This window comes from Candidatus Pelagibacter ubique HIMB140 (genome assembly GCF_025558165.1).
GTDB classification, from domain to species: Bacteria; Pseudomonadota; Alphaproteobacteria; order Pelagibacterales; family Pelagibacteraceae; genus Pelagibacter; species Pelagibacter ubique_T.
In genome coordinates, this window is sequence record NZ_LAMZ01000001.1 from 136192 (window position 1) to 157743 (window position 21552).

29 protein-coding genes and 1 riboswitch are annotated in these 21552 nt (G+C 28.2%); of the genes, 25 read left to right on the forward strand and 4 right to left on the reverse strand.

The window, feature by feature from the left end; genetic code table 11:
• Position 1 precedes the first annotated feature (1 nt).
• Positions 2-682 (forward strand): DNA repair protein RecO, encoded by a 681-nt coding sequence (gene recO, locus VP90_RS00810; RefSeq protein WP_262589154.1) that lies wholly within the window; start codon positions 2-4, stop codon positions 680-682.
• On the opposite strand, the gene hemB is transcribed toward recO, so the two are convergent.
• The gene (hemB, locus tag VP90_RS00815) at positions 683-1672 is read right to left on the reverse strand and encodes a porphobilinogen synthase (protein ID WP_262589155.1); all 990 of its coding nucleotides are present in this window, start codon (positions 1670-1672) and stop codon (positions 683-685) included.
• 73 nt (positions 1673-1745) lie between these two features.
• Between hemB and VP90_RS00820 the strand changes: the two genes are divergently transcribed.
• The 11 genes from VP90_RS00820 to VP90_RS00870 all read left to right on the forward strand — a co-directional run bounded on the left by VP90_RS00820 (position 1746) and on the right by VP90_RS00870 (position 11274).
• Positions 1746-2384: an aspartyl/asparaginyl beta-hydroxylase domain-containing protein gene (locus VP90_RS00820; RefSeq protein ID WP_262589157.1), complete on the forward strand. Its 639-nt coding sequence runs from the start codon at positions 1746-1748 to the stop codon at positions 2382-2384.
• A 1-nt stretch (position 2385) separates the two neighbouring features.
• On the forward strand, positions 2386-2811 hold the full coding sequence (gene rpiB / locus VP90_RS00825; protein ID WP_075506748.1) for a ribose 5-phosphate isomerase B: 426 nt from the start codon (positions 2386-2388) through the stop codon (positions 2809-2811).
• Positions 2812-2817: 6 nt separating this feature from the next.
• Positions 2818-4125 carry a serine hydroxymethyltransferase gene (gene glyA / locus VP90_RS00830; protein ID WP_262589158.1) on the forward strand — a complete coding sequence of 436 codons (1308 nt, stop codon included), beginning with the start codon at positions 2818-2820 and terminating at the stop codon, positions 4123-4125.
• A gap of 3 nt (positions 4126-4128) precedes the next feature.
• A complete protein-coding gene (nrdR, locus tag VP90_RS00835) occupies positions 4129-4587 on the forward strand; it encodes a transcriptional regulator NrdR (protein WP_075506746.1) in 459 nt (152 codons plus the stop codon).
• On the forward strand, positions 4568-5680 hold the full coding sequence (ribD, locus tag VP90_RS00840) for a bifunctional diaminohydroxyphosphoribosylaminopyrimidine deaminase/5-amino-6-(5-phosphoribosylamino)uracil reductase RibD (RefSeq protein ID WP_262589159.1): 1113 nt from the start codon (positions 4568-4570) through the stop codon (positions 5678-5680). Before nrdR ends, ribD begins: the two co-directional genes overlap by 20 nt.
• Positions 5673-6266 carry a riboflavin synthase gene (locus tag VP90_RS00845; RefSeq protein ID WP_262589160.1) on the forward strand — a complete coding sequence of 198 codons (594 nt, stop codon included), beginning with the start codon at positions 5673-5675 and terminating at the stop codon, positions 6264-6266. Before ribD ends, VP90_RS00845 begins: the two co-directional genes overlap by 8 nt.
• Positions 6253-7353 (forward strand): 3,4-dihydroxy-2-butanone-4-phosphate synthase, encoded by a 1101-nt coding sequence (gene ribB, locus VP90_RS00850; RefSeq protein WP_262589161.1) that lies wholly within the window; start codon positions 6253-6255, stop codon positions 7351-7353. Before VP90_RS00845 ends, ribB begins: the two co-directional genes overlap by 14 nt.
• Complete coding sequence (ribH, locus tag VP90_RS00855; protein ID WP_075506742.1) at positions 7353-7742, forward strand: 6,7-dimethyl-8-ribityllumazine synthase; 390 nt, start codon at positions 7353-7355, stop codon at positions 7740-7742. The genes ribB and ribH overlap by 1 nt, the downstream gene beginning before the upstream one ends.
• Entirely contained in the window at positions 7739-8140 is a 402-nt protein-coding gene (locus VP90_RS00860) for a transcription antitermination factor NusB (RefSeq protein WP_262589163.1), read from the forward strand. The genes ribH and VP90_RS00860 overlap by 4 nt, the downstream gene beginning before the upstream one ends.
• The gene (gene thiL, locus VP90_RS00865; protein ID WP_262589164.1) at positions 8133-9092 is read left to right on the forward strand and encodes a thiamine-phosphate kinase; all 960 of its coding nucleotides are present in this window, start codon (positions 8133-8135) and stop codon (positions 9090-9092) included. The genes VP90_RS00860 and thiL overlap by 8 nt, the downstream gene beginning before the upstream one ends.
• A gap of 76 nt (positions 9093-9168) precedes the next feature.
• Positions 9169-11274, forward strand: a complete 2106-nt coding sequence (locus VP90_RS00870) for a sodium-translocating pyrophosphatase (RefSeq protein ID WP_262589165.1) — start codon at positions 9169-9171, stop codon at positions 11272-11274.
• Here the strand turns inward: VP90_RS00870 and bamE are convergent.
• Entirely contained in the window at positions 11261-11746 is a 486-nt protein-coding gene (gene bamE / locus VP90_RS00875; RefSeq protein WP_262589166.1) for an outer membrane protein assembly factor BamE domain-containing protein, read from the reverse strand. The two genes, VP90_RS00870 and bamE, sit on opposite strands and share 14 nt — an antisense overlap.
• Here bamE and VP90_RS00880 point away from each other — a divergent pair.
• Genes VP90_RS00880 through VP90_RS00905 form a run of 6 tightly spaced genes read left to right on the forward strand, consistent with a single transcriptional unit; the run spans position 11745 to position 14259 of the window.
• Positions 11745-12212, forward strand: a complete 468-nt coding sequence (locus tag VP90_RS00880; RefSeq protein WP_262589167.1) for a ubiquinol-cytochrome C chaperone family protein — start codon at positions 11745-11747, stop codon at positions 12210-12212. The two genes, bamE and VP90_RS00880, sit on opposite strands and share 2 nt — an antisense overlap.
• A 2-nt stretch (positions 12213-12214) precedes the next feature.
• Entirely contained in the window at positions 12215-12397 is a 183-nt protein-coding gene (gene rpmF / locus VP90_RS00885) for a 50S ribosomal protein L32 (protein WP_023853776.1), read from the forward strand.
• A 13-nt stretch (positions 12398-12410) separates the two neighbouring features.
• Positions 12411-13412: a phosphate acyltransferase PlsX gene (gene plsX / locus VP90_RS00890; protein ID WP_262589168.1), complete on the forward strand. Its 1002-nt coding sequence runs from the start codon at positions 12411-12413 to the stop codon at positions 13410-13412.
• Positions 13413-13712 carry an HU family DNA-binding protein gene (locus VP90_RS00895; protein WP_262589169.1) on the forward strand — a complete coding sequence of 100 codons (300 nt, stop codon included), beginning with the start codon at positions 13413-13415 and terminating at the stop codon, positions 13710-13712.
• Entirely contained in the window at positions 13705-14067 is a 363-nt protein-coding gene (locus tag VP90_RS00900; RefSeq protein ID WP_262589170.1) for a MerR family transcriptional regulator, read from the forward strand. Before VP90_RS00895 ends, VP90_RS00900 begins: the two co-directional genes overlap by 8 nt.
• Complete coding sequence (locus tag VP90_RS00905) at positions 14068-14259, forward strand: 50S ribosomal protein L33 (protein ID WP_075503509.1); 192 nt, start codon at positions 14068-14070, stop codon at positions 14257-14259. It abuts the gene before it with no gap.
• A gap of 1 nt (position 14260) precedes the next feature.
• Here the strand turns inward: VP90_RS00905 and VP90_RS00910 are convergent, their stop codons facing one another.
• Positions 14261-14551: a chorismate mutase gene (locus VP90_RS00910; protein WP_075506733.1), complete on the reverse strand. Its 291-nt coding sequence runs from the start codon at positions 14549-14551 to the stop codon at positions 14261-14263.
• A 43-nt stretch (positions 14552-14594) separates the two neighbouring features.
• On the opposite strand from VP90_RS00910, the gene VP90_RS00915 reads away from it, so the two are divergent.
• Complete coding sequence (locus VP90_RS00915; protein WP_262589171.1) at positions 14595-15620, forward strand: COX15/CtaA family protein; 1026 nt, start codon at positions 14595-14597, stop codon at positions 15618-15620.
• Positions 15621-15647: 27 nt separating this feature from the next.
• On the opposite strand, the gene VP90_RS00920 is transcribed toward VP90_RS00915, so the two are convergent.
• Positions 15648-16976, reverse strand: a complete 1329-nt coding sequence (locus VP90_RS00920; RefSeq protein ID WP_262589172.1) for an O-acetylhomoserine aminocarboxypropyltransferase/cysteine synthase family protein — start codon at positions 16974-16976, stop codon at positions 15648-15650.
• Positions 16977-16978: 2 nt separating this feature from the next.
• Positions 16979-17045: riboswitch (SAM riboswitch) on the reverse strand.
• Between the two features lie 141 nt (positions 17046-17186).
• Here VP90_RS00920 and rplM point away from each other — a divergent pair.
• The 6 genes from rplM to VP90_RS00950 are packed head-to-tail and all read left to right on the forward strand — an operon-like array spanning position 17187 to position 21552.
• Entirely contained in the window at positions 17187-17645 is a 459-nt protein-coding gene (gene rplM / locus VP90_RS00925; RefSeq protein ID WP_262589173.1) for a 50S ribosomal protein L13, read from the forward strand.
• Between the two features lies 1 nt (position 17646).
• Positions 17647-18084: a 30S ribosomal protein S9 gene (gene rpsI / locus VP90_RS00930; protein ID WP_262589174.1), complete on the forward strand. Its 438-nt coding sequence runs from the start codon at positions 17647-17649 to the stop codon at positions 18082-18084.
• Positions 18085-18117: 33 nt separating this feature from the next.
• Positions 18118-19140 (forward strand): N-acetyl-gamma-glutamyl-phosphate reductase, encoded by a 1023-nt coding sequence (argC, locus tag VP90_RS00935; protein WP_262589176.1) that lies wholly within the window; start codon positions 18118-18120, stop codon positions 19138-19140.
• Positions 19137-19361, forward strand: coding sequence for a hypothetical protein (locus VP90_RS00940; protein ID WP_262589177.1), 225 nt, complete (start codon positions 19137-19139; stop codon positions 19359-19361). Before argC ends, VP90_RS00940 begins: the two co-directional genes overlap by 4 nt.
• Positions 19358-20650: a homoserine dehydrogenase gene (locus tag VP90_RS00945; protein ID WP_262589178.1), complete on the forward strand. Its 1293-nt coding sequence runs from the start codon at positions 19358-19360 to the stop codon at positions 20648-20650. Before VP90_RS00940 ends, VP90_RS00945 begins: the two co-directional genes overlap by 4 nt.
• Positions 20650-21552, forward strand: coding sequence for an AEC family transporter (locus VP90_RS00950; protein WP_262589180.1), 903 nt, complete (start codon positions 20650-20652; stop codon positions 21550-21552). The genes VP90_RS00945 and VP90_RS00950 overlap by 1 nt, the downstream gene beginning before the upstream one ends.

A 21552-nucleotide genomic window follows, 5' to 3' on the forward strand; every position in this document is an offset into this window, starting at 1 on the left:
TATGAATTGGTCTGATGAAGGTTTTTTGTTAAGTAAAAATAGATATAACGAAAACTCCTTGATTGTAGAAATTTTCACCAAAGAAAAAGGCAAAGTATCAGGCATTATATTTGGCGGAACATCAAAAAAAATTAAAAATTATCTACAAATAGGAAATAAATTGCATGTTAATTATAACTCAAAAAATGAAAATAGGATTGGCTATTTTAAAGTTGAAATTTTAAATGCTTACAGTCCTTTGTATTTTGATGATAGGCAAAAATTATCATGCTTAACCTCTGCAATGAATTTGATTAAAATTTTAACAGCAGACGCACAATCAAATGAAAAAGTTTTTTTCATAATTCATAATTTCTTTTTAATTTTACAAGATAAAAATTGGTTAAAAAAATATATTTTTTGGGAATTAGAATTACTCAAAATATTAGGTTATGATTTAGAATTACAAAACTTAGTAGAGAAAGATACTGAAAATAACGAAACTGTTTATTATGTTTCATCATTAAATGAAAAAAAATATGTTCCAAACTTCCTTATTGAAAAAGATAAAGAGGTTGAAGATATTAAAATTTTATTAAAAGGTTTGAAGTTAGTTAATGATTATCTAGATAAAACGATTTTAAAACCAAACAATATTAATTTTCCAAATAATAGATTGTTATTTCTTAATACTTTAAGGTGATTACTTTATTATTTTGTCAATTCGATCAGCGTAATAACTTACAATTGCATTTGCACCAGCTCTTTTGAAAGCCACTAAACTTTCATACACTGCATCTTTATTTACAAGGTTTTTATTAATAGCATTTTCTATTAAGCTGTATTCTCCAGATACTTGATAAGCAAAAACTGGGATTTTGAATTTTTCTTTAATTGATTTAATTATATCTAAATATGGCATTCCTGGTTTAACCATAACCATATCAGCTCCTTCTTTTATATCTAAAGCAACTTCTCTTAATGCTTCATCAGAATTTCTAAAATCCATTTGATATGTTTTTTTATCTCCTTTTAATGAACTTTTTGACCCTACGGCATCCCTAAAGGGACCATAAAAGCTGGATGCATATTTTGCTGCATAAGATAAAATCTGAACTTCTTGGAAATTGTTTTGATCGATTGCTTTTCTAATTTTACCAATCCTACCATCCATCATATCTGATGGAGCTAAGACATCGCAACCCATTTCAGCTTGAAGTAAAGATTGGTTTATTAAAACTTGAATTGTTTCATCATTTAAAATTTTATCAGATTTGATTAATCCGTCATGTCCATGAGAGGTATAAGGGTCCAATGCAACATCACACATAATTCCAATTTGATTTTTGTATTTTTTTTTTATCATTCTTGATGCTCTACAAACAAGATTATTTTCATTGAGTGCTTCTGATCCAAGTTCATTTTTCAATGATTTTTTTGTATTTGGGAAAAGAGCAACCATTGGAATTCCTTTGCTTATCGCTTTGTCGATAATTTGACTGATTCTATCTACTGAATATCTGTAGACGCCAGGCATCGATTTTATATGTTGTTTTTTATTTACTCCATCAATAAGAAAAATTGGAAGAATAAAATCATTAGGACTTAGGGTATTTTCCTGTATTAGTTTTCTAGTCCAGGAAGATTTTCTGTTTCTTCTTAATCTTAGGCTTGGATATTTTCCTACAATCATGTTTAAATTTACTTTATTAATGCGACAAATGTATTATACAAATATCTTTTAAATTAAGTACAAAACCATTTTTATGAGCATTGATAACACAAAAGTTGTAAACCTAAACCTAAAAAAAGAAGAAAGAATTTTAGATTTTAGTGATTTTCAAAAACAAAACTTGAAATTTGATATAAATAAACTTCAAGAGGCTTATAACCAAATTATTAAGACAAAAAAATTTGAAGATGCTGGGATAACACACTTTGGAGCTATTTCATTAACTCAAATTCCTGGTGATCCTGATTCAATCAAAGGCAATAAAGCTAGAGGTGTTTATTGGACTAAACCTGATAAAACTGGAAAAGAGGTTTCTAGAGATGTAGAAATTGATGAAGCAGCTTATTCTGAATTTATAAAAGATTATGAGAATACTTATTTTAAAGAGGTTTATGATGTTTTATCAAGTAAATATAAATTGGGCAGAGTAAGAATTTTATTAAAAGAACCAAGATCAACTTTAAGTTGGCATAGAGATCCAGAACCAAGATTGCATATTCCAATCGTAACTAATCCTGGATGCTTAATGGTTATAGATAATGTTGCAAAACATATGCCTGCAGATGGTTCTGTTTGGGTGACTAATAACACAAAATATCATAATGCATTTAATGGTGGTGAAGAAAATAGAGTCCACCTTGTTGCTTGTGTGCTAGATTATAAATTCAATTAATTTGAAAAAGATATTTATCTCTTCAGATCACGCTGGTTTTAAACTTAAAGAAGCAATTAAAATTTATTTAGAAAAGAAAAAAATTAATTTCCAAGATTTTGGTCCTTCAAATGAGAATAGCGTTGATTACCCAGATTATGCACATAAAGTTGCAAGAAAAGTAAATTCATCTAAAAAAAATATTGGTATTTTGGTATGTGGATCAGGAACTGGAATGAATATTGCAGCAAATAAACATAAAAATGTTAGAGCCGCTCAATGCTTTAATGAAAAATCTACTAAATTATCTAGATTGCATAATGATGCAAATATCATTACATTAGGATCTAGATTACTAACTAAAAAAAATGCATTAAAATTTATTAGCATTTTTTTAAATACAAAGTTCGAAGGTGGGAGACACTTAAAAAGAGTAAAAAAAATATAATTAATTATGTCTAGTGAAAAAAGTTATTTAAACGATAGTTATAAGAGTTTCTTCGAAGATGGTTTGTCTAGCAAGGACCCTGAATTATATAAAGCTATAAAGGACGAACTCTTAAGACAACAACAACATATAGAATTAATTGCATCAGAAAATATAGTTTCTCAAGCAGTTCTTGAAGCTCAAGGATCAGTTTTAACTAATAAGTATGCCGAAGGATATCCTGGAAAAAGATACTATAATGGTTGCGAACATGTCGATGTTGCAGAAAGTCTTGCAATTGAGAGATTAAAAAAATTATTTAATTGTAAATATGCAAATGCACAACCTCACTCTGGAGCCCAAGCAAATGGAGCTGTATTTTTAGCTTTATTAAATCCTGGAGATACATTTATGGGAATGAGTTTAAATTCAGGTGGACACATAACACACGGATTGAAAATATCTATGTCAGGTAAATGGTTTAACGCTATAGGTTATGACGTTGATAAAGAGTCTGAACTTATTGATTATGATAATGTTGAAAAACTTGCTTTAGAACACAAGCCTAAATTAATAATAGCAGGCGGCAGTGCTTATTCTCGAGTAATAGATTTTAAAAGATTTAGAGAAATAGCTGATAAAGTAGGAGCCTATTTAATGGTTGATATGGCACATTTCTCAGGACTTGTGGCTGGTAAAGGTTATCCAAATCCATGTGATTACGCTCATGTTGTAACCTCAACTACACATAAAGTTTTTAGAAGTGCAAGAGGTGGAATAATTTTGTCTAATGACGAGGAGCTTGGTAAAAAGTTTAACACAGCTGTTTTCCCTGGTTATCAAGGTGGACCTTTGATGCATATTATTGCTGCTAAAGCTGCTGGTTTTCTAGAAGCTCTTCAACCAGATTTTCAAGATTATATAAAATCTGTTTTAGCTAATGCAAAAATCTTAGCCGAAACTTTAAAAAACAATGGATTTAAAATTTATTCAGATGGAACTGATACTCATTTAATGCTTGTTGATTTAAGACCTTTTAATGTTAAGGGAAATCTTGCAGCGGAAAGTCTATCAAGAGCCAACATAACATGTAATAAAAATGGAATACCTTTTGATACAGAGAAACCAATGATTACATCGGGAATTAGATTGGGTACTCAAGCTGCTACAACACGTGGATTTGGATTAAATGAATTTAAAACTGTAGGTGAATTGATAACAAAAACTATTAAAGGTTTATCTGAAAATCCTGATGATAACAGTAAAGTTGAAAACGAAGTAAGAAATGAAGTTATTAATCTAACTTCGTCATTTCCAATATATAAAAATTTATAAATAATGATTTGTCCTTGTGAGAAAAAAGGTGATACGTCAGTTGTAGATTCTAGACCAACTGAAGATGGAACTGCAATAAGAAGAAGACGATTATGTATATGTGGCGAAAGATTTACTACCTTTGAAAGAATTCAATTTAGAGAATTAATGGTTGTTAAAAAAAATGGAAGAAAATCTTCTTTTGACAGAGATAAATTATCTAAATCAATCTATATAGCATTAAAAAAGAGACCAATTGATACGGAAACTGCTGAGAAATTTATAAGTAAAATCTCAAGATCATTAGAAGAACTTGGACAAACAGAAATATCAACTAGTACAATTGGAACAATGGTTATGGAAGGATTAAAAGAGCTTGATCCTGTAGCATACGTTCGTTTTGCTTCCGTTTATAGAAATTTTAGAGAAGAAAAAGACTTTGTGCAATTCGTGGACAGATTAGATGTCTACAAAAAAAGATAAATTTACCAGTAAAGATAAACAATTCATGCAAATTGCCCTTAATTTGGCAATTGCTCGCGAAGGTTTAACCGGCACAAATCCATCTGTTGGATGTGTAATTGTTAAAAATAATAAAATTATATCTATAGGACAGACTTCACATGATGGAAGGCCTCATGCTGAACGAAATGCAATTAAAGACTCTATTGAAAATGTTGCTGGTTCAAAGATGTACGTCACATTAGAACCGTGTTGCCATAAAGGAAAAACACCACCTTGTACAAATTTAATAATTAAATCAAAAATATCAGAAGTTATTTACTCAAATTCTGATATTGACGAACGTGTTAGTGGAAAATCTTTTAAAGTTTTAAAATCAAGTAAAATAAAAGTTAGAAAAAATCTTTTAAAAAAAGAAATCAGTCGGTTTTACTATCCTTATTTTTTTAACAGAAAAAATAAAATACCTTTTGTTACAGGTAAAATTGCAGTTTCAAAGAACAATTTAATTTATAGTAAAGAAATGCAAAAAATTACTAATATTTATTCTGATAAGTTTTCACATTTTTTAAGATATAAAAATGATACGATATTAATTTCACACAAAACCTTAAATAAGGATAATCCAAAACTCAATTGTAGACTTAAAAACAAAAATAATTTTTCACCTATAAGAGTCATTTTAGATAATAAGCTAAATTCTAATCCAAATTCCTACTTAATAAAATCTGCAATTAAAATAAAAACAATTATTTTTTATAATGAAGCAACAAAATCAAAAATCTCATTATTTAAATCTAAAAAAGTCTTATTAATAAAATCTAAAATTAATAAAAATAAAGAATTCAATTTAAAAGAGATATTAAAAAAAATTTATTCTTTAGGAAGTAGAAATTTATTAGTTGAAGGTGGAGATAAACTTACAAAATCATTCATAAATAATAAAATTTTTAATAAATTTTATTTGTTTAAAAGTTCCAAAAATTTGTCTAAAAATTCCGAATTTGTTGAATTTAACAGTTTAAATACTTTAAAATCAAAATATAGATATAAGTCAAAACTAAACCTTAAATTAAAAAAGGATAAAATAGAATTTTACAAAAACTATGTTTAACGGAATTATATATAACCAAGGTACTGTCAAAAGAATTACTAAAAGACCAAAAGGCATCAATATATTTGTTAAAAGTAACTTAAAAGTTTCATCAAAAGATATGGGTTTGTCAGTTGCATGTGATGGGGTATGTCTCACACTAATTTCCTATAAGTCAAAAATAATGGAATTTTATTTATCTAATGAAACTTTAATTAGGTCCAAATTTAAATTTCTCAAAACAAATGATGTTTTGAACTTAGAATTACCTTTGAAATATGGAACTAAAATTTCTGGTCATATCTGCCAAGGTCATGTTGATACGGTTGGAATAGTCAATAGTATTAATAAAATAGATAAATCCTATCTTTTTGATTTTGAGATTCCAAAAAAAGAAAGAAAACATTTAATAGAGAAGGCGTCAATATGTGTAAATGGCATCTCTCTTACAATTTCAAAAATTACAAAAAAAGGTTTTCAAATTTGGATTATTCCCCATACTTATAAAGAGACCAATTTATCTACTTTAAAAAAATCTAGTTTGGTAAATATTGAGATTGATATCTTGTCTAAATATGTAAGAAATTATTTTAATGACAAAAAATAATTTTGCATCAATAGAAACTATTATCAGTATTGCTAGAAAAGGTGGAATGTTCATTTTAGTTGATGATGAAAAAAGAGAAAATGAAGGCGATTTGGTAATATCCACATCAGATACTAATTCAAAAAATATAAATTTTATGGCCAAGTATGGCAGAGGTTTAATTTGTTTAGCTCTAGATAGTGTTCAAGCAAAAAAATTAAACCTTTCATTAATGTCACCAATTAATCAATCAAGAAATAAAACTGCATTTACCATTTCTATCGAAGCTAAAAAGGGAATTACAACTGGAATTTCAGCGAAGGATAGAGCCAAAACAATTAAAGTTGCTTCAAAGAAAAATGCTAACAAAAATGAAATTGTATCTCCAGGTCATGTTTTTCCAATAATAGCAAAAGATGGAGGTGTACTTGTTAGAGCTGGGCATACAGAAGCTTCAGTTGATATCTCAAAATTAGCAAAAAAAAATAATTCAGCTGTTATTTGTGAAATTATGAACGAAGATGGAACAATGGCCAAAGGTAACGATTTATTTAATTTTGCAAATAAGCATAAACTTAAAATAGGTAAGATTGAAGATTTGATTGCTTATAGACTTAAAAAAGAAAAATTAATTAAATTAAAAAAACAAAGCTCCATAATTGTAAAAGATCAAAAGTATAATATTCGAATTTATGAAAATTTAATTGATGGTGCAGAACATTTTGCTTTAATTAAAGGAAAAATAAAAAAAGGTATTACCCCAAGGGTAAGAGTGATCTCTTCAAATGTAGTTCAAAATTATTTAATTAATCAACAATTACCAAACTCATTTAACAAAACTTTGAATTATTTTAAAAAATATAACAATTGTGTATTAATCTTTATTAAAGACTCTAATTTAAAATCTGTAACACAAACTCTAAAAGATTATAAAAATAAAGATTTTTATAAAAAGGGTAATGATAAATTAATAAGAAATTACGGAATTGGAGCTCAAATTATAAAAGATTTGAAAATTAAAAATATGATATTAATCACAAAATCTCCAAAAAAAGTTATTGGTTTAGATGGTTATGGTATAAAAATTACTAAACAGGAATTGATATAATGAAGAAAAAAATTTTGATTGTTATAGCTGATTATTACAAAGATATTGCAGATGGACTACTTAAAAGTGCTTTAAAATTAATCTCAAAAAAAAATAATATAAAAGTCATTAATGTTCCAGGAGCTTTTGAAATCCCAGTAACTATTTCAAAAAACATAAATAAGCATGATGCCTTTTTAGCTTTAGGCTGTGTTATTAAGGGTCAAACTCCTCACTTTGATTTTATTTCTCAAGCAGCAACTAATGGTATTATGGAATTATCAATTTCAAGTAAAAAACCAATTGGGAATGGAATAATTACTTGTTTGAATATGTCTCAAGCTAAAGCGAGAAAGAAAAAAGGTGCGGAAGCAGCTGAAGCAGTAATTTCTGTTCTATCTCAAAAATGAGAACACATTTTAATCCAAAAAATAATCCTAGGGTTATAATAATTCAAAAACTCTATGGTAAATTTTATAACGAAGATGATGAATTACAGTTTCCAAAACACAGATTTAAAAAATTTATTAAAGATATTGTACTAGGAACTATCGAAAGAAATGATCTAATTATAGATGAATTAAAAAATAAATTAGGTGATGAATTTGTCTTTGAAAATTTAGATAAGGTTTTTCAAACTATTTTAAAAGCTGCCACATATGAATTAATGTACAAACCTAATTTATCCTTAAACATCATTATTAAAGAGTATTTAAATTCATCAAATTATTTCTTAGAAAATTCACAAACTAAGTACCTAAATGCTTTGCTTGATAATGTTGGAAAAAAATTAAGAACAAATGCATGAATTTGAATTAATAAATAATTATTTTTCTAATATTTCTAAAAAAAATAAAGCTGCTTTAAGTTTAAATGATGATGTTTTTTTTGATAAAAAAAAAGGATTAGTCATTTCAGTAGACACATATAGCATAGGTACACATTTTATAGATTTTAAAAGACCAGATTTAGTTATTAAAAAAATTTTAAGATCTTCAATTTCTGATTTGATTTGTAAAGGAGTTAAGCCAAAATATTATTTTATTGCTGGTTCAGGGAACAAAAAAAACTTTACAAAAAACAATCTTAAAAAAATATCTAATTCTTTAAAGGAAGAGCAGAAAAAATATGATTTATTATTAGGAGGAGGGGATACAACTTTTTCTAATAAACTTAGCTTTACAATAACCTCAGTTGGTTACTCAAAAAAAATAATCTATAGAAATCAATCTAATGTAAATAATGATATATATGTTACAGGAAATTTAGGTGATAGTTTTATCGGGCTACAGATTTTAAAAAATAAAATTAAGTTGAATAAATCTAAAACGAAGTATTTTATAAATAAATATTATATGCCCGATATCCAAAATAAGTTTTCTAAAAATTTACTTTCTCTAGCAACAAGTTCTATGGATATATCTGATGGTTTAATCGCAGACTTGAATAAATTAATAAACAAGCAAAATGTTTCTTATAAAATTTATGAAAAATTTATTCCTGTATCAAGAAATCTTAACAACCTAATTAATAGCAAGAATTTAAATAAAATTGATCTAGTTTCTAATGGAGATGATTATCAAATTTTGTTTACTGCTAGACCTAACAATGCCAGAATCATAAATAAATTAAGTAAATCTCTTGGTGTAAAAATTTCTAAAATAGGAACTATTTTATCTGGTAAAAACAAGTCTTTAATTTTAGATCAAAAAGATAGAGAAATCGCCAATAATACAGGTGGCTATATCCATCAATTTTGAAGTTAATTATTGTCTTTTTTGACTTTTTTTGTATTGTCCGGGCTTAAAAAATTAACAACCAACAACTAAGGGTTATATGAGCGCAACTGTCGAAACTATATTATTATACACAATCGGAGCTGGTTTTTTATCTATTGTATATGGATTTTTAACTGGAAAAAATATTTTAAATTCAAGTGCAGGAAATGCAAAAATGCAAGATATTGCTTCAGCTATTCAAATCGGAGCAAAGGCTTATCTAGCAAGACAATACAAAACAATTGCAATTGTTGGTGCAGCTGTTCTTGTAATAGTTAGTATTGCATTTAGCCCATTAGTTGGCCTAGGTTATTTAATAGGTGCAGCATTATCCGGTATCGCAGGATATGTCGGCATGTTAGTTTCTGTAGAAGCCAATGTGAGAACTGCTGAAGCTTCAAGAAAAGGTCTAGCTCAAGGCCTTTCAGTGGCTTTTAAATCTGGTGCTGTAACTGGTATGTTGGTTGCTGGTTTAGCATTGTTGGCAATAGCAGTTTATTATTTTTTATTATTAAAATTTGAAGTTGATGAAAGAGAAATAGTGAATGCACTAGTTGCATTAGGGTTTGGTGCTTCTTTGATTTCAATTTTTGCAAGATTAGGTGGGGGTATTTTTACTAAGGGTGCAGATGTTGGAGCTGACCTTGTTGGTAAGGTTGAAGCTGGTATTCCTGAGGATGACCCAAGAAACCCAGCAGTAATTGCTGACAACGTTGGAGACAACGTTGGTGACTGTGCTGGAATGGCAGCAGATTTATTTGAAACATATGCTGTTACTATTGTTGCAACTATGGTTTTATCATCAATTTTCTTCGTAGGTGATCTTAATATGATGATCTATCCTCTTACAATTGGTGCTGCTTGTTTATTAACATCCATTATAGGTACATTCTTTGTTAAACTTGGAAAAGATAACAATGTGATGAACGCTTTATACAAAGGATTTATTGTATCTGCCGTTGCATCATTAGCTATTCTTTGGCCTGTAACTGATCATGTAATTGGTTTTACAAATGAATACACTGTTAATGGAAATACATTTAATGGAATGGATTTATATTATTGTGGAGTAATTGGTTTAGTTATTACTGGTTTATTAATATGGATTACAGAATATTATACAGGAACAAATTATAGACCTGTTAAATCTGTAGCTTTATCATCAACAACTGGTCACGGAACTAACGTTATCCAAGGTTTGGCTGTATCAATGGAAGCAACAGCAATACCTGCGTTAATCATTGTTGCAGGTATCTTAATTACAAATTCTATTGCTGGACTATTTGGTATTGCAATTGCAGTTACAACGATGTTAGCGTTAGCTGGAATGGTTGTTGCGTTAGATGCTTACGGCCCAGTAACTGACAATGCTGGAGGGATCGCGGAAATGTCTAACTTGGATAAAAAAGTTAGAAAAACAACTGATGCTTTAGATGCCGTTGGTAACACTACAAAAGCTGTAACAAAAGGATATGCGATTGGTTCTGCAGGTTTAGGTGCACTAGTTTTATTTGCAGCTTACACTGAAGATATCAAACATTTTTCTAAAGAAGCAGGTTCTGCTCTTGAAGGTATCGTTGTAACTTTTGATTTATCAAATCCATATGTTGTTGTTGGTTTATTAATTGGTGGAATGTTACCTTACTTGTTTGGTTCTATGGGAATGCAAGCTGTTGGAAGAGCAGGTGGTGCCGTTGTTGTAGAAGTTAGAAGACAGTTTAAAAAATTTCCAGGTATCATGAAAAGAAAACAAAAACCTGATTATGCAAAATTAGTTGACTTGTTGACTGTTGCTGCGATTAAAGAAATGATAATTCCATCTTTATTACCAGTACTATCTCCTGTAGTTTTATATTTTATAATTCTATCAATAGGTGGGCAGGTAGCTGCATTAGCTGCAGTTGGAGCTATGCTTTTAGGAGTTATTATTACTGGATTATTTGTTGCTGTTTCCATGACTGCTGGTGGTGGAGCTTGGGATAATGCAAAAAAATATATCGAAGATGGAAATCACGGTGGAAAAGGTTCAGAAGCACATAAAGCAGCTGTAACAGGTGACACTGTTGGAGATCCTTACAAAGATACTGCTGGCCCAGCTGTTAATCCAATGATTAAAATCACAAACATAGTAGCTTTACTATTATTAGCTGTTATCGCTGGCTAATACTTTCTCGTTTTTTGGCCCTCGTTCCAAGAGGGTCATTTAACTTTTGTCTCATGCTAGACATAAAGCTATAAATAAAAGTTTCCTTGTCAAAACCTGATTTTGTAGAATATTCAGCTATTTTTAATTCTTCCATTTTGTTTTTATCGTAAAAAATTTTTTTTTCCAATATACCGTATTTGTTGATTTCAAGAACCAAAACATTGTTTTCAATAATTTTCATTCTTCCTAGATTTTTGATTCTTGATTGAGTTTTTTTTCTTTCAATATATATCCATACATCGTTGTCAAACTTGCTTCTAGTTGATGGATTGCCTAAAATTTTTAATATGTCATTTGTGTTTGATGTTTTAACCTTTAAATCATTTTGTTTTTTCTCCAAAAAATGTATTCCATGATGCTTTATGACAGGTTTAGTAGAACAATTTGAAACTATTAAAAGAAAAAAAGTTATATATAATATTTTATTCATGAATACTAAATACATATATATTTATAATAATTTGATTAATTTCACTAGAAATAAAGATTTATATAAGTATTTAAATAGAGAAGATAGTTTTTCTGATAGATTAACTTTATTTTTACTTCATTTTTCATTTTTCCTCAAAAATTATAAAAATGAAGAAAATAAAAAAGTATTACAAGAAATTTACGACTTCAACTTCAGGCAATTAGAATTGAGTATTAGAGAAATTGGATATGGAGATCAATCTATAAACAAAAAAATGAAAGATTATATTAATTTGTTTCATTCTATGGTTTCAGAGATTCATTTTTGGGACGATTTATCAAAATCAGATAAAATTGAAAAATTATCAATATTTTTAGAGGATTTTAACAATATTGATAATTTACTTGAATATTTTGATGAATTTAACTTAAATTTATCAAAAAAAACTTTGAATTATTATTTAAAAAGTGTAAGTAACCCATAATTATGGCTGTACCTAAACGAAAACAAACCCCATCCAGAACTGGAATGAGAAGGGCACAAACAATGAAATTTTCAACCAAAAATATAGTTGAGGATAAAAAATCAGGCGAATACAGACTTTCTCATCACTTAGATTTAAAAACTGGTATGTATAAGGGTAGACAAGTTTTAGACCCAAAAGAATAGTAAATTTATCTTAATGTCCGAAAAAATTAAAATTGCAGTTGATGCAATGGGAGGTGACGGTTCACCAAAAAAAGTTATAGATGGTATTATTTACAACCATCAATCAAATAAAAAAATTTTTTACAAAATATTTGGAGATAAGAATAAAATTTCTCCATTAATTGAAAATAAAATTAATAAAGAGTTCTATGAAATTTTCCATACAGAGAATGCAATTAAAAGTACAGATAGTCCTTTAGAAGGCGCAAAAAGAGGAAAAGACACAAGCATGTGGCTTGCTATTCAAAGCGTTAAAGAAAAACAGGCTGATATAGTAATATCTGCTGGCAATACTGGCGCTCTATTAGTTGTATCAAAATTAAATCTTAAAATGATTGAAAATATAGATAAACCAGCTCTATCTGCGCTTTGGCCAAATAAAAAAGGCATGAGTGTTGTATTAGATCTCGGAGCTAATATTGAGTGTAGTTCAAAAAATTTAAGTGATTTTTCTTCTATGGGAGCTGCTCTTTATAATTCATTATACCCAGATGAAATAGCCAATGTTGCTTTATTGAATATTGGTTCAGAAGAATTAAAAGGTAATGAAGTAATAAAAGAAACATATCAAATTCTTAATGACAAAAAATCTGAAAATTTTAATTTCTCAGGCTACATCGAAGGTAACCACATTATGGATGGTGAAGTTGATGTAATTGTATCAGATGGATTTACAGGAAATGTAGCATTAAAAACAGCTGAAGGGACGGCAAATTTTATTACAAGTGAATTAAAAAAAGCGATGACTGGTAATTGGATAGGAAAACTATCTTCTCTTTTAAACATTTCAAATTTAAAAAAATTTAAAAAAAGATTAGATCCAAGACTGTACAATGGTGCAATTTTTATAGGTTTAGATTCTCCAGTAGTAAAAAGTCATGGTGGTACTGATTACGTTGGCTTTGCTAACTCATTAGATGTTTGCCATAGAATTGTTAAAGGTAATTTGATAGAAAAGATTAAAAAGAATCTTTAAATGAGAATAAATTTAACTAAAAAAGATTTAGTTAATTTAGTTTATATGCAACTAGGTTTTTCTAAACAGATTTCAGAAAATTTAATTGATGATTTTTTATCAACAATTGTTTCCAACATTAAATCTGAGAAAAAGCTAAAATTATCTAAATTTGGAACTTTTTCCATAAGACAAAAAAAAAGTAGAATTGGTAGAAACCCAAAAACTAAGGAAACTAAAGTAATAACTAGTAGGGATGTTGTTTTATTTAAACCTTCAAAAGAATTTAAAGAGTTTATAAATCTTAAAGATTATGGATAAAGCTGATCAAGCTTATAAAACTATTGGTGAAGTTGCTAAAATTTTAGACTTAAAAGTCAATAAGAAAGGTTCTTTGCCTACTCACATAATAAGATTTTGGGAAACACAGTTTAAACAAATCAAGCCAAAAATTCTTAATTCAAATAGAAGATATTACGATGAAAAAAATATTGATCTTCTTAAGAAGATTAAATATTTGCTTAAAGACCGAGGAATGACAATTAATGGAGTTAAAAAGATCCTTGATAATGAAGATACTTTAAAGCTTGACGAAATGGCAGATAAATCTATAAAAGCTGAAAAATTAAAAAATAAGTTAACTAAAATATCAAATATTTTAAAAACACTAAAATAAATGGCAAAAAAAACACACGTAAAAGTTAGAATGGTACCTGAAGCTAAACCAGATAGTCCTTACTTTTATTATTTAAAAAAACCAGCAGGTGGTGAGAAAGCAAAAGTGAAATTATCTGCAAAAAAATATAATCCTGATACTAGAAAACACGAAATGTTTGTGGAGAAAAAGCTTCCACCACATAGTAAATAAACTATTTTTTTTTAAAATTTCTTCTTTCGTAATCAATATAAGACCAAATCATATTTTTCCAAATACGATTAGTTATCTTTGGATCTATGCCTTGTTTTAAGGATTTTGCTTTAATTTTTTTTAAAATAAAATTAATTCTTTTCTTATCTACGATTTCTTTTTTAAATTCTTTAAGCTTTAAAACTTCCTCGACTAGTTTTGTTCTATATTTTATAAGTGATAACAGTTTATTATCTAATTTATCTAGCTTAACTCTTATTAAATCTAGTTTTTTTTTATTATTTGGCGACATTTAATTTATTGGAATACTTAATAATTATTATATTTATCTGAGCATGTACAGTGAGAATAATCATTTAAATAATCAACTTAAATTGTGGATGCTGTCATTATTAGTTTTAGTTTCTTTAATAATATTAGTTGGAGGCTTGACTAGATTAACTGACTCTGGTCTATCAATTACTACTTGGGAATTATTTGTTGGTTTTTATCCTCCTTTTACAAATGATAAATGGTTGGAATACTTTAGTTTATATAAAACAATTCCTGAATACAGCCAACAAAACTTCAATATGACACTTGATGAATTTAAAGTTATATTCTGGTGGGAGTGGGGACACAGGCAGTTAGGGAGAATAATTGGTTTAACTGTATTGCTCCCAATGGTTTATTTTTCAGTAAAACATGGAGTTTGGATTATAAAGAAATATGGACTTATTTTTTTACTGGTTTGTTTTCAAGGATTTTTAGGTTGGTACATGGTATCAAGTGGATTAGTTGAAAGAATTGATGTCAGCCATTATAGACTAGCAATACATTTAGTTACAGCATTTATCATTTTATCAATTGTATATTGGCAATTTTTAAAGTTATCATCCTCTTCAAATCAAACAATTTCAATTAATCTTTTTATAGTAAAAATTTTTTTAGTTTTATTATTTTTGCAACTAATTATAGGTGCTTTTGTATCTGGTATGGATGCTGGTAAAATCTATAACACTTGGCCATTGATGGGAGTTAATTATTTTCCTGATGATAGTAGTTTTAAAGAGTTTTTGAATTTAAAAGTTTTTGATAATCCCTCTATTGTTCAATTTATACATAGAAATTTAGCATACTTAATTATTGTCTCTTATGCCTTAATCCTCTTTAAGGTAATTAATACTGGAAACAAAAAATTATACAAACCTATCACAGTAATTGGTTTGGCTTTGGCATTTCAAATTTTTCTTGGAGTGATAACTATTTTATCTGGTGTAAAAATGTTATTTGCATCTTTACACCAGATAAATTCTATTTTGATAATACTTTCAACTTTGTATTTTATATTTATCTTAAAATATAAAATACAAAATAATTAATTTCTATTTGTAGACATATTAATAAAATTAACTAACTGCTTTTAAATTATCTTTTGATGATTTGTCTAAAGCTTGATCTAAATCATCAATGATATCATCAATATGTTCTAAACCAATACAAAGTCTAACATATCCAGGGGTTACACCTGAAGCAGCTAATTCATCCTCATTTAATTGACTGTGAGTAGTTGTTGCTGGGTGTATTGCTAAACTTCTAGCATCACCTATATTAGCAACGTGATAAAACATTTTTAAAGCCTCAATGAACCTTGTACCAGCTTCGATACCACCAGCTAATTCAATACCAACTAAAGCACCATTACCATTTTTAAGATATTTTTTTGCTCGACTTGATATCTCTTCATTATGTTCAGTAGCATAAATAACCCTTTTAACTGCTTTATGATTTTTTAAGTACTCTACAACTTTTGCAGCATTATCACAGTGTTGTTTCATTCTTAAAGCAACTGTTTCAAGTCCCTGTATAACGCCGAATGCATTATCTGGAGAAAGTGCTGATCCTAAATCTCTTAACAAAGTTACTCTTGCTCTTACTGCAAAAGCAACATTTGCTCCTGTTAATTCAGGCACAGCTTTACCCCAAACAACTCCTCCATAACTTGCATCAGGTTCATTAAATAGTGGCTGTCTTTTTGGATCTGCTGTCCAATCAAAATTCCCACCATCTACTAGTGCGCCTCCAACTACTGTTCCATGACCTGCTATATATTTTGTTAAAGAATAAACAACCACAGCAGCACCATGTTCAATTGGTTTACAAATCACTGGTGCAGCAGTGTTATCCAAGATTAATGGAATGTTATATTTTCTACCAATATCTGAAACTTCTTTAATTGGAAAAACTCTTAAATATGGGTTTGGCAATGTTTCTCCGTAAAAAGCTCTAGTTTTATCGTCTATTGCTTTTTCAAAGTTTTTTGGATCAGATGGATCTGCATACCTTACTTCTATACCAAGCTTACTTAAAGTATGTGTAAACAACGAAACTGTTCCACCATATAGATCTGTTGAACTAACAATATTGTCTCCAGCTTGAGCAACGTTTAATATTGCAAAAGTAGATGCAGTTTGACCAGACGCTACAGTTAAACTTGCAAGACCACCTTCAAGAGCAGCGATTCTCTTTTCCAACACATCGTTAGTTGGATTCATTATTCGTGTATAGATATTTCCAAACTCTTTTAACGCAAATAAATTAGCTGCGTGTTCAGTGTTATTAAATTGATACGAGGTTGTTCTATAAATTGGAACTGCTACTGAATTTGTAGCTGGATCACTTCTGTAATCTCCACCATGTATCGCAATAGTTTCTGGATTATTTCTTTTTGTACTCATTTTTACTCCTTTTTTAGTGCTTCTGCTTTATGCAAGGCGCACAATACAGTTCAAATGCCTACCGATTATAATTTTATGAAAATTCCATTTTAGCAGTTTTATGCCCGCAATAGGATCAAATCGGCAAGTGATAAATAGCATATTAGTTATGTTTTACAAGCTAAATATAAAATTGACTTTGAATAATTTAATAGTATTAATCCTCGCACAATGACAAAATTCACAAAAAAAGATCAAGTTACATCATCTTGGTACGAGATAGATGCTAAAAATGCAGTTGTCGGAAGATTAGCGACCGTTGTATCTAATATTATTAGAGGTAAAAATAAGACTACTTATACACCTCACATGGATGATGGTGATTTTGTTGTGGTAAAAAATATCGAGCAAGCAAAATTTACTGGTAAGAAGTTTCAAAATAAAAAGTACTATAGACATACAGGACATCCTGGTGGAATTAAAGTTACTACACCAGAAAAACTTCATGAAAAAAAACCTGGAGAAACTTTGAAACTAGCAGTTAAAAGAATGTTACCAGGTGGTGTTTTGGGTAGAAAACAATTAACAAAATTAAAAATTTATTCAGGAAGTGAACATCCTCATGCTGCACAAAATCCAAAAGTTATTGAATTAGATAAACTAAACAATAAAAACATTTCAAGAAATTAATATGGAAAACGTACAATCAAACACAAAAACTCCAAAATTAAAGTTAGATTTTAAAGATAGTAAGTACGCGACAGGTAGAAGAAAAACTTCAATAGCGAAAGTTTGGTTAAAAAAAGGTTCTGGTAAAATTTATGTAAATGGCAAATTATATAATGAATATTTTGCTGATGAAATTCACAAAATGCAAATTACAAGACCTTTTGAGATTATAAATCAAGCTACAGATTATGATGTTAGATGTAGCGTAAAAGGTGGTGGACCTACAGGTCAAGCTGGAGCAATGGTTCATGGTATTTCTAAAGCTTTGGTTCTCTTTGATGAAAATTTAAAAGCAACATTGAAAACTGAAAAGCTTACAACCAGAGATTCTAGAGCTGTTGAGAGAAAAAAACCTGGTAGAAGAAAAGCTAGAAGAAGCTTCCAGTTTTCTAAAAGATAATTTTTTTTACAATTTAAACTGCTATAATAAAAAATGCCTAAGCTTAATGCATTAGTTGCCGGATCCACAGGATATATTGGTGTTCAATTGATCAAGTTATTAATTAACCACAAATATATTAATATTAAATATCTATGTGGAAATTCGTCTGTTGGAAAAAATATTTCTTATTATGATAAATCTCTATCAAAAAAAAAATTACCTAAAATCGTAAAATTTAATCCTAAATTGTTAAATGGTATCGATGTTGTCTTTACAGCTCTGCCAAATGGTGAAGCTCAAGATATAGCAAAAAAACTTAATGATAATATTACTCTAATTGATTTAGCAGCAGATTTTAGATTAAAAAAAGTTAATGATTATTTAAAATGGTATAAACAAAAACATCGTGCTCCAAAACTACAGAAGAAAAGCATTTATTGTTTACCCGAAATAAATCGTGATGAATTAAAAAATCACAATATTATTTCATGTCCAGGATGTTATCCAACATCAATATTATTACCTCTTGTCCCGCTAATTAAAAAAAAATTAGTTAAATTAGACAATATAATTATTGATTCAAAATCTGGATATTCTGGTGCTGGGAGAGGAGTTCATAAAAAATATAAAGATAAGAATTTATACGAGTCTTTAAGTGCTTATGGTATTGGTTTTCATAGACATAATTCTGAAATTCATCAATTTTTAAGCAAATTTACAAATAAAAATTTTCAATTTAGTTTTACTCCACATTTATCTCCAATGTTTAGAGGCATATTAAGTACAATTTATTTAGAATTAGAAAAAAATGTTAATCAATCAAAAATCATCAAAACACTTAAGGTCTCTTATAAGGGAGAAAATTTTGTTAAAATATTAGACTCTGATAAACTTTTGAGCACAAATGATGTTATCAATACAAACAATTGCTTTATCACAGTGTGTAAATCAAAATATAAAAACAAAATAATCATTATTTCTGCAATAGATAATTTAATCAAAGGTGGAGCAGGTCAGGCTGTTCAAAATTTAAATAATAAATTTAATTTTCCCGAAAGAACTGCTTTAAAATGAAATATTTGTTAATTATTTTTCTAATTTTTTTATGTAATTGTTCTTTAAATAAAGATTCTCAGTATTGGACACAACATCCAGCTGAAAATAAAAAAAAACAAAAAAAAATAACTGAAATACTTAAAAAGTTAGACGACATAACAAAAATGACATTAGAAGAATATGAGATTTATATAGATGACTATACTAAAAAAAGTAAATATCCAGATATAAGCAAATGAATAATATAGTAAATGTTGCAGTTGTTGGACTTGGTCAAGTTGGTAATTATCTATTTAATGAACTAATTGTTAAAAAAAAAGATATTGAACTTAAAACAGGAAAAAGAGTTAACGTAGTAGCTATTTCTGCCAAAAATATAAATAAAAAAAGAAAATATAAAATTAATAGAAAAATTTTTTATAAAAACCCTTTTGAAATTTTTAAAAAAGAAAAAGTTGATATATTATTTGAAGTAATTGGACAATCTGATGGGGTTTCTAAAAAATTAGTTGAAACTGCTTTAAAGAATAAAATTCATGTAATTACTCCAAATAAAGCTTTAATTTCAAAACATGGAAACAATTTAGCAAAACTAGCTGAAAAAAATAATGTTAATCTAGAATTCGAGGCATCTGTTGCTGGTGGGATACCGATATTGAGATCTATTAAAGAGGGATTAGCTACAAATAAATTATCTAAAGTTTATGGAATTTTAAACGGTACTTCAAATTATATATTGTCAGAGATGGAAAATTCTGAGCAAAATTTTGCTGATGTTTTGAAAAAAGCTCAAATACTTGGATATGCTGAGCCAGGAAATCCAAAATTAGATTTAAATGGTTTTGACGCATTTGCAAAAGTGAGAATTTTATCCGCTTTGGCTTTTAATAGTAAAATATCAAATAAAAAATGTTTAATGGAAGGAATAGAAAAGATTGATTTAAAAGATATTAAAATTGCAAATCAATTAGATTTAAGAATTAAACTACTGGGTATCTCTGAACTCAAAAATAATCAACTTTTTGAAACTGTTCATCCATGTCTTGTAAGTAAAAAATCATATATTGGTAATGTAAATGGAGTAATGAATGCTGTTATCCTTAATGGCAAACCAGTAGGAGAAAGTGTATTACAAGGGGAGGGTGCTGGACCAGGTCCCACTTCATCATCTTTATTATCTGACTTATTATCTATTTTAAGAGGAAACATTAAAAAGCCATTTGGCGTAAGTGTAAATAAGCTTAAAACTTTAAAGACTTACAACGTAAATAATTATGTTAATTCTTTATATTTAAGATTTGAAGTTAAAGATAAACCAGGCGTTTTATCTCAAATAACCAATCGTTTAGCTAAATATAAAATTTCTGTCAAAAGATTAATCCAAACCCCAGATAAAAAAAATAATAAAGCTACAATCGTAATAGTTACTCATAAAACCACAGAATTAAATTGTAATAGCTGTTTATCTATATTTAAAAAAAATAAGAATATCTTAAAATCCCCTATGTTAATTAGATTGCTTGATTAATGGAAATATATTTCAAACTTATTGAAGTATTATTTCCAGTATTTTTTGTTGTTGGGATTGGATATTATCTTGGTAAGAAAAAACCAGATTTTGATAATTCTTTTATAACTACTTTTGCCTCAAATGTTGGTACACCTGCAATGGTTATATATTCTATTACTTCTACAGGTATAACATTTGAACAATATACCAGTTATTTTATTTATTATTTAATTGCCATTGCTGGTTTTGGTTTAACAGGCATAATTATTTTATATCTATTAAAAACTAAAGATATCATTAGAGAAATCCCAGTTTTTCTTCTTCCTAATAATGGAAATATGGGTATTCCTATTTGTCTTTTTGCTTACGGTTCACAAGGTTTAGGAATAGCTGCATCAATATCTTCACTTATAATTTTACTTCACTTTACCTTAGGAGTGTTTCTAGCCGACAGAAAATTTGACTTTAATATTTTAATTAAAAATCCACCTTTTTACGCAATTATATTTTCTGTTACCTTTATTTATTTTGACTTGGAAATGCCCAAGGCAATTATTAATTTAACTGAATTGTTAACATATACTGCAATTGTTTTAATATTAATGTCGTTAGGAATTGCATTAACAAAATTAAAAGTTTTTTCTTTAACTAATTCAATAATTGCCTCTATTGGAAGGGTAATCATTGGACCTATAATTGGTTTTTTAATTATAATTTTTTTCGATCTTTCAGGATTTGGTGCTGGTGTAATTTTAGTTCAATCTGCTATGCCAAGCGCTATTTTAAATTATTTAATTGGATCAATGTACTCACCAAAGGAAATAGTAGATAACATAGCTAGCACGATTGTTGTTTCTACATTAATGTCATTTATTACAGTTCCAATAGTCGTATTCTTTGCTTTAAAATACTTCTATTAA

Bases quoted from the DNA above. Each gene is read 5' to 3' on its own strand.
- VP90_RS00915 (WP_262589171.1), top strand. From the start codon at position 14,595: ATGTACAGTGAGAATAATCATTTAAATAATCAACTTAAATTGTGGATG.
- plsX (WP_262589168.1), top strand. From the start codon at position 12,411: ATGTCCGAAAAAATTAAAATTGCAGTTGATGCAATGGGAGGTGACGGT.
- argC (WP_262589176.1), top strand. From the start codon at position 18,118: ATGCCTAAGCTTAATGCATTAGTTGCCGGATCCACAGGATATATTGGT.
- VP90_RS00895 (WP_262589169.1), top strand. From the start codon at position 13,413: ATGAGAATAAATTTAACTAAAAAAGATTTAGTTAATTTAGTTTATATG.
- VP90_RS00870 (WP_262589165.1), top strand. From the start codon at position 9,169: ATGAGCGCAACTGTCGAAACTATATTATTATACACAATCGGAGCTGGT.
- ribH (WP_075506742.1), top strand. From the start codon at position 7,353: ATGAAGAAAAAAATTTTGATTGTTATAGCTGATTATTACAAAGATATT.
- thiL (WP_262589164.1), top strand. From the start codon at position 8,133: ATGCATGAATTTGAATTAATAAATAATTATTTTTCTAATATTTCTAAA.
- VP90_RS00820 (WP_262589157.1), top strand. From the start codon at position 1,746: ATGAGCATTGATAACACAAAAGTTGTAAACCTAAACCTAAAAAAAGAA.
- VP90_RS00920 (WP_262589172.1), bottom strand. From the start codon at position 16,976: ATGAGTACAAAAAGAAATAATCCAGAAACTATTGCGATACATGGTGGA.
- VP90_RS00880 (WP_262589167.1), top strand. From the start codon at position 11,745: ATGAATACTAAATACATATATATTTATAATAATTTGATTAATTTCACT.
- ribD (WP_262589159.1), top strand. From the start codon at position 4,568: ATGTCTACAAAAAAAGATAAATTTACCAGTAAAGATAAACAATTCATG.
- VP90_RS00950 (WP_262589180.1), top strand. From the start codon at position 20,650: ATGGAAATATATTTCAAACTTATTGAAGTATTATTTCCAGTATTTTTT.
- glyA (WP_262589158.1), top strand. From the start codon at position 2,818: ATGTCTAGTGAAAAAAGTTATTTAAACGATAGTTATAAGAGTTTCTTC.
- rpmF (WP_023853776.1), top strand. From the start codon at position 12,215: ATGGCTGTACCTAAACGAAAACAAACCCCATCCAGAACTGGAATGAGA.
- VP90_RS00945 (WP_262589178.1), top strand. From the start codon at position 19,358: ATGAATAATATAGTAAATGTTGCAGTTGTTGGACTTGGTCAAGTTGGT.
- VP90_RS00860 (WP_262589163.1), top strand. From the start codon at position 7,739: ATGAGAACACATTTTAATCCAAAAAATAATCCTAGGGTTATAATAATT.
- hemB (WP_262589155.1), bottom strand. From the start codon at position 1,672: ATGATTGTAGGAAAATATCCAAGCCTAAGATTAAGAAGAAACAGAAAA.
- VP90_RS00845 (WP_262589160.1), top strand. From the start codon at position 5,673: ATGTTTAACGGAATTATATATAACCAAGGTACTGTCAAAAGAATTACT.
- VP90_RS00910 (WP_075506733.1), bottom strand. From the start codon at position 14,551: ATGTCGCCAAATAATAAAAAAAAACTAGATTTAATAAGAGTTAAGCTA.
- nrdR (WP_075506746.1), top strand. From the start codon at position 4,129: ATGATTTGTCCTTGTGAGAAAAAAGGTGATACGTCAGTTGTAGATTCT.
- VP90_RS00900 (WP_262589170.1), top strand. From the start codon at position 13,705: ATGGATAAAGCTGATCAAGCTTATAAAACTATTGGTGAAGTTGCTAAA.
- rplM (WP_262589173.1), top strand. From the start codon at position 17,187: ATGACAAAATTCACAAAAAAAGATCAAGTTACATCATCTTGGTACGAG.
- ribB (WP_262589161.1), top strand. From the start codon at position 6,253: ATGACAAAAAATAATTTTGCATCAATAGAAACTATTATCAGTATTGCT.
- rpsI (WP_262589174.1), top strand. From the start codon at position 17,647: ATGGAAAACGTACAATCAAACACAAAAACTCCAAAATTAAAGTTAGAT.
- VP90_RS00905 (WP_075503509.1), top strand. From the start codon at position 14,068: ATGGCAAAAAAAACACACGTAAAAGTTAGAATGGTACCTGAAGCTAAA.
- VP90_RS00940 (WP_262589177.1), top strand. From the start codon at position 19,137: ATGAAATATTTGTTAATTATTTTTCTAATTTTTTTATGTAATTGTTCT.
- bamE (WP_262589166.1), bottom strand. From the start codon at position 11,746: ATGAATAAAATATTATATATAACTTTTTTTCTTTTAATAGTTTCAAAT.
- recO (WP_262589154.1), top strand. From the start codon at position 2: ATGAATTGGTCTGATGAAGGTTTTTTGTTAAGTAAAAATAGATATAAC.